This is a genomic window from Burkholderiales bacterium (assembly GCA_013695435.1).
Lineage (GTDB): Bacteria > Pseudomonadota > Gammaproteobacteria > Burkholderiales > JACMKV01 > JACMKV01.
Window position 1 is genome coordinate 1 of record JACDAM010000042.1, and the last position, 5,020, is coordinate 5,020.

At 57.1% G+C, this 5,020-nt stretch carries 4 protein-coding genes; 1 reads left to right on the top strand and 3 read right to left on the bottom strand.

From position 1 onward, the window contains the following. On the top strand, positions 1-488 hold a 488-nt coding region (ispH, locus tag H0V78_02335), incomplete at its 5' end, for a 4-hydroxy-3-methylbut-2-enyl diphosphate reductase (GenBank protein ID MBA2350650.1). Between the two features lie 85 nt (positions 489-573). Here the strand turns inward: ispH and H0V78_02340 are convergent. Genes H0V78_02340 through H0V78_02350 form a run of 3 tightly spaced genes read right to left on the bottom strand, consistent with a single transcriptional unit; the run spans position 574 to position 4,931 of the window. Continuing rightward, positions 574-3,969 (bottom strand): hypothetical protein, encoded by a 3,396-nt coding sequence (locus tag H0V78_02340; GenBank protein MBA2350651.1) that lies wholly within the window; start codon positions 3,967-3,969, stop codon positions 574-576. A 15-nt stretch (positions 3,970-3,984) separates the two neighbouring features. Beyond that, a complete protein-coding gene (locus H0V78_02345) occupies positions 3,985-4,416 on the bottom strand; it encodes a hypothetical protein (protein ID MBA2350652.1) in 432 nt (143 codons plus the stop codon). Further along, positions 4,413-4,931: a PilW family protein gene (locus tag H0V78_02350; protein MBA2350653.1), complete on the bottom strand. Its 519-nt coding sequence runs from the start codon at positions 4,929-4,931 to the stop codon at positions 4,413-4,415. The genes H0V78_02345 and H0V78_02350 overlap by 4 nt, the downstream gene beginning before the upstream one ends. Positions 4,932-5,020 lie beyond the last annotated feature (89 nt).

Consider the following 5,020-nt stretch of genomic DNA (forward strand, 5'->3'; position numbering starts at 1 on the left):
TAGAAGTCAAGGATGAGGCGAATCTATGCTATGTGACGCAGACGACCCTTTCGGTCGACGATGCCGCCGTCATCATCAATGCGCTGAAAGCGCGCTTTCCAAAAATCGTCGGCCCGAAAAAAGACGACATCTGCTACGCGACGCAAAACCGGCAGGATGCGGTCAAGGCGCTGGTTAAGGAATGCGATGCGCTGATCGTCGTCGGCTCTAAGAACAGTTCGAACTCGAATCGTTTGCGCGAAGTCGCGCAGGCGCTCGGCGTATCCGCTTACATGGTCGATAACGCCGACGAATTGCAGCCGCAGTGGCTGGATGGCAAGAGCCGCGTCGGCGTCACCGCCGGCGCCTCGGCGCCCGAAGTGCTCGTGCAGGATGTGCTCAAACGGTTACGCCAACTCGGCGCGCGCGAGGTGAATGAATTGACCGGTGTGGCCGAGAATGTCGTGTTTCCGTTGCCGAAGAATTTGATTCCGATTCACTCGATTTAAGGGATCAGAGAAAAACTAGGGCGAAGTTGCTGTCATCATAGCAAGAAGGGGCGGAGCGTTGTCCCCGCCCCTTCGTGTTGATCGATTAATCGAACAGTTGCTGCCACCACGTCCGAATGCGCTCGCCAAATGCTCCCGGCGCCTGTATGCAGTGCGTACCCGTTTGACAAACTACCTGCTTTTGCCCATCGGGTTTTGCGGTAGTCTGCCCGCCTCCGGACATGATAACCGTCTGGCCGTTTACAACTTTGAGCGGAACGATTGCCGCGACCGGAGATGATGGAAGACCGGTCAAAGTATTGCCCCCGCTGCCGCCGTAATAGCGATCGCTTGCTTCGATATTTCCGTTGCCGTTGGTGTCGTTGAACGCTGCGCCGTTCTGAAAATCGATCGTATATAAGCGAGCCTGGCCCAGGGTCCCGCAGCTGCCGGGGCCCGGGAACGTCGGCTGATGCGTATTGAAGTAAGTCGCGCCGGCGAGCGTAATCGAACTGGCAACGACTTTTTCCGCCGCAGCCAGGTTAAGCACCCAACCTTTGTTGCTGGCGGGAACGCTTTGCGCACCGGTCGCATTGTTTGTCACATCGAACAGGTCGGCCGCGACGATGGTTCCGCTCGATCCCGAACCGTTACCGGTAAATGTAGACCCGGTGCTGCGGTCCTTGAACATGTAATAACTGTTCGCAACTGCGTTGCCGGTCGGATGATTAGTGTCGCCCAGGCCTTGCAGCGGATGTTCGCGGTCGCCGGTTCCGGTCAGCACGGCATCGAAAGCGCCGTTCGGGTCGCTGCTGGCAACAACATCCGGCGGATACAGGAATTTGCGCCGGTTGCCGGCGGTTGCCGACGCTGCATAACCGACCGATGCGAGTTTGTTGACCTGCCATTGGCCCGGGTCGCCATCGCCCAAATCGACGCGCCAGACGTTGCCCCCGGTATCGCCGACGTAGGCGCGATCGATAAAGCCGTTCGAATTTCGGTCAAGTAACGCGATATCCGAAGGAATGCTGTAAGTCATGCTCGACACCGTTTTATTATAAGTGGCCCCTGTCGGGCTGGGACCAGCCTGCCAGATTACATTACCGTTCGCCGCATCGACCACGAAAATCCCACGCCCCACGGTGTTCGTCGCGCCCGCGCCCGATGTCGGGATCGGATCCTGGTCCTCAACGGCCGCATCATAACCGGCGCCGAAAATCAACACCGTTTTTTTGCTGACCCCGTCGGTATCTAGGATAGTCGCTAGTTTCGGCTCGGACCAAGTTTGTCCGAGTTCCGCATAACCCGCGTCACAAGTCGCCGGTGATCCAAAGCAGCCCTTCTTCCACAATAATTTCGGATCGTCGGGATTGCTGACATCCAGTGCATAGATGAAGCGCCCGCCACGTCGCATTCCAATAAACAGCTCTACCTTATCGCCGTCGTTCGCCACCAGCTTGCCATCGTTATTTGCGTCTTTTTGATAGATCCCGATGGGGCCATCCATGAAATAGTCTTTCGGTTTGGTATCGGCGGGAGGCAGCGTATTCAAAGGGGAGTTGTCGCGCAGCCGCTTCAGCTTGCCGAACAATTCCTGCGGAATGAACGCCCATTTCTCATAACCGTCACTTGCGTCAGTGCCGCCCTTCACGGCGCGAAACAAGCCGTCATTTGAACCGTAAAACGCGACCACGTCTTCATTATCGGTGACGGTCGTGGTCGAATAGCGGTTGTAATTGATAACCGCCGGACGGGAATGGATGATATCGCCATGAACGCTGGCGCGCACATCAGTCGAGCTACCGTCCGCGTTTTCGTCTTCGATGTTATCCTTGCCGCGCACCCAGTCGATGATGCCGCCCAATTCGGCGGCGCTCGCCGCGCCGAATGCGGTTTGATTGGCCGCCAGGCTCGTATTGATGTTCGCGGTGTTAAAGGGAGTCGCGGACAGGCTGCTGCCGCTCGCACACGATCCGTTGCAAGTATAAATCTTCCGCACCTGACCGCTTGTGTCCGGGTTCGGGTACCCCGTGCGTAAGCGCTGCGCGACGCCGCCCTTCTCGACGACGGCGCCATCGGGCGAGTCGGAGGGTTTGCCGTCTTGGAGAAACGACCAGAAGTTGGACGACGCCGTCCAGAAGCTGACAGCGTCATCGACGACGAATCCACTTGCGCTCTCGACGTGCCGCGTGCCGCTGGTATCGCTCAGAAATATGGAGTCGGTCGCGTTGTCGTAAGCAAGCTGATATTCCTTCAGATTGCCGGACCAACGCGGCTTGTTGTTCTGTTGAGGGCGAAACACGCCGAGATAAACCTGGTTCAAATTGGTGCCTCGCACACTGGCACTGACCGGCAATGTCACAGCGGCAAACGAGTTGTTGACCGACTGGATACGGCTGAATATGGTACTGAACGCATCTTCAAGCTGCTGTGTATTGGTGGCCTGGAAGAACCCATTGTCACCGCCCTGGCGCGCCATGCTCTTCATCAAGTTGATCATCTGTCCGTCCGAGTTGCTGGGAACAGGATCGCCCTCGGCGTCGTAGCTTTGCGGGTTCCAGACGGCGATCGTATAGGTACTCACGGCCTGCTGACCGGGTAGTGAACTGACGTCGGTGTTCGCCAGAAAGCGCGCAAATTCATCCGCCAGACTCGCGTGGTTCGGCGGATTGATCGTCGTTGCGTTGCCGCCGACGTTGCCTACAAGGGTCGTTGAATTTGGGTTCCCCGAATCGCCGCCGGTTCCAGGGTTACCGTTCGATATGAATAACACGTAGTTTTTCTGGCAAGCCCCATTCGCTGAATCTATCGGGCCGATATAAGTGTCCTCGCCAGTCCCGCTGCAGGTATTGAATGCATTTCCAGCCAAGCCGCCGGCAGCTGGATTGTCTGCGTTGCTCGGACAGTCGCGCTTTTTGCTGCCGCTGTTATTGCTTTTGCCTCCGGCGAAAGCAATCGGGCCAAAGTGATTTGCATCGGTTGGAGAGCCGGCGGTATTGTTCGCAGCATTCGCCGGGCTGGTGTAACCACCAAAATATTTGAACGCCTCGAACATCGCTTTCGCATAAGGCTGGTTCGAGCCGGAATTGTCCGTGCCTGATCCGTTGGGGACCAGTTGGTTGAGAATAAGCTTTAACTTGCTCTTGTTTGGGGCCCCCACGGTATCGTCCATCTGCCTGACGCCAAATCGGACGTAAGCGCCGTTCGTGCCGGTTTCGGAGAACAACATCAAGCCCACGTTAACGTTGCCGGGTATGTTGTCTATCGCACTTAGCAAGGCTTGGCGCTCGTTGCAGAACTTGGTGTTGCCGCAGCCGGCGATATTGTCGCCGAAGGTCGCATTCCAGTTGGATGAGCTGTCGAGAACGATCAGCACGTTCGGGCGCACGCTTGTCTGGGTCGAAGCTGACGTAAACAATTCGGTGTCGTCGGCGCGTGCCGTCAACGGCAAGCAGCAAGCGCCGAGCAACGCGGCAATAATGTATTTATATGAAAAAGGCATAATCCACTCCCCTCGTTAAGGACAATTGCCGGGCGGTAATCTGAGCTTGACTCCCTGTTTCACGGTGACTGCGGCGCTATTCGCCGGATCAGTCGCCGTCGCCACCAGTTCCCAATTCGTATCTTCCGGTACCGGTCCACTCGTCAAGCTGTAAGACCCGGCTGTAACGGCTTTCCGACATACGGCCGCGGCGATTGCCACATCCGTTCCATTGACCGTGATGGTCTGCGCGGTCGGCGCGAGATTGAATGCGGCGCTGCTGCTCAATACCTGCTCGATGGCCTGCTGCGCGTTTGCTTCCAACGTCTTTTTCGATTGCACGTTACCGACGATCTTCAGATTGACATTACTCACGTTGATCGCGGTGACTACAAACAGCGTCAGTATTATCAGCATGATCAGACTGACGAGCAGGGTTGAGCCTTGCTGTCGATAATGGGTCATCATCTTGGAATCTCCCTTCGGCTGCTTGGGTTTACCAGCCTTACCTCGGCGGTGTACGCGTGGCGTTTGAAATTACCGCCGGGCACGGCTGGCGCGGTCGTTGTGCCGAGTTGATAGCTTTTAGCATCGGTGTAGCCAGCGGTCGATTCGGTGTTGCGCGCCAGCAGAAAAACCCTGGCCGCAACGACGTTGCCCCAATCCGCATCGGCCGGCGAAGCCAGATAGGCGTCATCAGGCGCGCCATCGCCCGGCAAGCCAGTAGGGTTGGTTGGACTCGCCGCCGGGGTGACATCGAGCCCATATTCGAGCTGTAGATTTTCTATCCCTTCCACGAGCGGCACGATTCGGAAAAGAGTGTTTGCGCCATCTGAAGTGAGCTCGAGGCGCTTCAGTGTCGGTATCGGCCGGCCGTTGTCGTCACCGGCGCCGGTGCAACTTGTGCCGCCGCCATTCGGCGCGCTGCACGGTGCAATGAAGTAGACATGAACGTGATACTTGCGAATGTAGCCGGCGGCCATTCCGACGGGGGATACACTGAAATCTTTTCTGCTGATCGCTGTGGGGTTGCCATCGGCTTTTTTGGTTTTAGCGATGGGCGCTCCTGAAC